Genomic DNA, 3,827 nt, shown 5'->3' on the forward strand with positions numbered 1-3,827 from the left:
CTCCACCTAGAAGGTGGAGGCTTGTACCATCTTATGGAAAGTCAATAAATTCTGGTATATTTAATACTATATACCTCCCCTTTATATTTATATGTGGAAATATCTCTTTAGTGAAAGACAGCATAATACGTTTTTTTGTGCTGATAACTAAAATTTCTAATATATCCCCTGAGCCGAAATTATACACAGATTTTACATAGCCATATAATTCATTACTTTTCAGCCTTACTTCCATATCTACAAGGTCACTTTGGTAAAATTCATCCTCATCATTTAGCTCTGGTAACTTGCTTCTTTCTATATATAGCTTCTTATTCCTTAAAAGCTCTGCTTCATTACGGGAATTTACTCCGCTTATTGTAGCTATTACTAAATTATCACCTATGACGGATACTGAGTCTATTTTATAATTCTCATCACCACTTATTAGCTTACCATATAAGGAGATATTTTCAGGCTTTTCAGTAAAGGTTTTTACTTTAACAGCTCCTTTAATTCCGTGAGGAGAGGTAATAATTCCTAAGCATACCAGATTGTCGTTCATATTAATGCAAGTATCTAATCAGAAGATTTCTCAGATAAATATTGAGTCAAAATCTCGATGCCTTCATCAATCTCTTTTTCAGTGATAATGAGTGGAGGTAAAATTCTCACAACGTTATCTGATGTTACCCCAACAGTAAGCAAGCCGCGATGACTTAACTCTTCTGCAAACTTTTGATTGTCTGCTTTCACTTTTATTCCAAGCATTAACCCTTTCCCTCTTACTTCCTCTATTATTGGAAATTTACTTGCTAAGTCTTCTAGTTTATTTTTTAAGTATTTACCTCTAATTTCAACATTTTTCAAAAAGCCGGGGCTGAGCAATTCTTCGAGCACAGCATTACCTACTGAGGTTGCAAGCGGATTGCCACCAAAAGTGGAACCGTGCATACCAACTGCCATATATTTAGCAGCCTTTTCAGTTGCAAGACAAGCCCCCAGCGGAAACCCCCCGCCTATTCCCTTTGCAAGAGCACATATATCAGGTTCCACTCCTATATGTTCGTATGCGAATAATTTTCCTGTCCTACCAGCACCGCATTGTACGCAATCAAAAAATAACAATATGTCATTTTCATCACACAGCCTTCTTAGTTCTTTCATAAAGACTTCATTCATTACTTTGATACCACCTTGCCCTTGTATTGGTTCTATTAATATAACGCCTATACCACTTGAAATTGCTTTCTTTACGCTCTCAATATTGGGCTCGATGTTATCACACCAATCAATGTAGGGATTTAGTAATTCAGAAAATTTCTGTTTATCGTTTGTAGCACAAGTTAAAAAGGTTCTTCCATGAAATGCACCATGAAATGTTAAAATTCTGTGACGATTTTTATTGCCTTTTCCATTTTGATAGATCCTAGCAATCTTAAGTCCACATTCTACTGCCTCTGATCCAGAATTTGAGAAAAATACAGTGTCAGCGAAACTATTGTTTATTAATTTTTCTGCAAAATTATTGGCAGCAGGTATATTATAGGTATTTGATATATGCCATAATTTTTCTCCTTGCAATTTAAGAGCACTAATTAATCGCGAATTAGTGTGACCTAAGCTACTAACGGCTATTCCGGAGTGAAAATCTACGTAGCGCTCACCATCAACATCATATAGGTAGATACCTTTGCCATGAGAAAAATTTATATTAACAGGAGAATAAACTGGCAAAATAGGAGAAATTGTCATAAAATATTATATGCTAAATTTTATTATTAATAACATAAAAGCCGTTGTTTCGCAATGAGTAAGGATATGTATAAGATAGGTAAATTAATGTTTTCTGCACTGGGAAAAAACAAATACACAAAAGTTATCGCATTATTCTCATCAATTTTTATGATTTTATTCAGTGTGATATATTGTAATTATTTACTAAGGAGTAATTTCCTTTCTTCTTACCGTGATTCAAGTGTAAACTTAAAAAGTGTATTAGAAAATGGTATAATAAAAAAATACCATTATTTACTAATAGAAAAGCATCACATTAAATACAAAAATTTTGACTACATAAACCAACTAGTAAAACTACGTGCTGAATTATTACAATCAGTGAGCAAAGTAAAGGATTTCAGCTTAATACTGTATGATCAAAACGGCAGAATAATATTCAGTAATTTTAACACTCAAGATTATGATTATGAACAGTTACTTACAAACGATGAAATTGATAAATTATTAAGTGACCAAGAAATACTTTATACTACAGGAAATACATTAACTTCTATTTTCCCTATATTCCATGAAAATAGCGCTAAGCCGTCGTTTTTTTTGAAGATTCTTCGAAGCTACAATAATTCTTATGTTATAGCATATGGCCTATTTTTAATATTTTTAGGCTTATTATTAATAATTTTGATATTAATAATGTTCTATTTGCACTTTTCTAATACCAAAATGCTGGCCAAGCAACATAAAACTAACATTGAATTACAGCAGATAAAAGAGGCATTAGAGCAAGAAAATGCAAACAAGCTAAAGTTTTTTGCAAGCGTTACACATGAATTACGCACACCTCTTAATGCTATTATTGGATTTGCAGAGTTGATCAAAAATGAAACTTTAGGTTCAATGGATAACTCTCAATACAAGGAGTATGCAGACGATATATATAATGCAGGGACGCATTTACTTGCTTTAATTAACGATGTGCTCGATTTTTCAAAAGCTGAATCAAGTAGTTTAACAGTAGAAAAAGTGAAGTTTAACCTGAACAAAATAATAGCTTCATGTGTAAATATGCTATTGCCTAAATTAAAAGAAGCCGGGATTAATTTAAAAAAAGAGATGACTAATAAGCAATTATTAGTCATTGCAGATCCCAAGAGAATGAAACAAGTTATAATAAATTTATTATCAAACTCAATCAAATTTACCCCAAAGGGTGGTTTAATAAGAATGGTGGTAAAAGAAAATATAGAAAAAAACTTATTAACTATTGAGTTTCATGACAATGGAATAGGGATAATGCAGCAGGACATATATAAAGTTATGTCTGTTTTTGGCCAAGCAGATTCGGGGTATAGAAACGAAGGTACGGGCATCGGATTGCCGCTAAGCAAGAAATTAGTAGAGTTAATGGGTGGAACTTTTGACATTAAAAGTGAAGCAAAACTTGGTACTACGATAACATTGAACTTCTTTTATGAAGAACAAACATGTGAAGATTCGATTGATTTTTAATAGGATCTATTTGATATGGCCTTACATCAGACGAAAACCACACTTTATCAAAAGCGGCAAGCCGAGAAGGTAGGCAGAAATTCATCAATAAGCCCCCGTCAAGAATCTTATCTGTTAGCTATATATAAAATTTGATACTCTGACTACAATATACTACTATAGATAGAAGTGTTATTAATGGAGCAAGGTATGGAATTAGCAGTAGGAAATAATGCACCCGATTTTAGCTTACCAACAGATTCTGGTGAAAATTTATCACTGAGTGAATTTTTTGATAAAAAAAATGTAGTTCTTTATTTTTATCCTAAAGACGATACTCCTGGTTGTACAATGGAGGCAAAAGGCTTTAGAGATAAAATAGATGATTTTTCTTTCCTTGACACAGTGATAATTGGTGTATCAAAAGATAGTGTTAAGTGTCACACTAACTTCAAAGCAAAATATTCTCTGCCGTTTTCTTTAGTTTCTGATGAGAATGCTGAAATGTTGGGAAAATATGGTGTTTGGGTAGAGAAAAGTATGTTTGGCAAAAAGTATATGGGAATAGAACGCACTACTTTTTTAATAGATAAAAAAGGTAAAATAGTGAAGATCTGGAA

Annotated in this window: 4 protein-coding genes; 2 read left to right on the top strand and 2 right to left on the bottom strand. The window is 32.6% G+C overall.

Annotated features, from left to right (window positions below; genetic code table 11):
• Window positions 1-31: 31 nt before the first annotated feature.
• Both rimM and DEF52_RS01520 read right to left on the bottom strand, forming a co-directional pair.
• A complete protein-coding gene (gene rimM / locus DEF52_RS01515) occupies window positions 32-544 on the bottom strand; it encodes a ribosome maturation factor RimM (RefSeq protein ID WP_151807661.1) in 513 nt (170 codons plus the stop codon).
• A gap of 14 nt (window positions 545-558) precedes the next feature.
• The gene (locus DEF52_RS01520; RefSeq protein ID WP_065094478.1) at window positions 559-1,734 is read right to left on the bottom strand and encodes an aspartate aminotransferase family protein; all 1,176 of its coding nucleotides are present in this window, start codon (window positions 1,732-1,734) and stop codon (window positions 559-561) included.
• 66 nt (window positions 1,735-1,800) lie between these two features.
• Between DEF52_RS01520 and DEF52_RS01525 the strand changes: the two genes are divergently transcribed.
• Complete coding sequence (locus DEF52_RS01525) at window positions 1,801-3,228, top strand: sensor histidine kinase (protein ID WP_151807706.1); 1,428 nt, start codon at window positions 1,801-1,803, stop codon at window positions 3,226-3,228.
• Between the two features lie 189 nt (window positions 3,229-3,417).
• The coding region (gene bcp, locus DEF52_RS01530; RefSeq protein WP_151807707.1) for a thioredoxin-dependent thiol peroxidase at window positions 3,418-3,827 on the top strand (410 nt) is incomplete at its 3' end.

It is taken from the genome of Wolbachia endosymbiont of Nasonia oneida (assembly GCF_009012935.1).
GTDB classification, from domain to species: Bacteria; Pseudomonadota; Alphaproteobacteria; order Rickettsiales; family Anaplasmataceae; genus Wolbachia; species Wolbachia pipientis.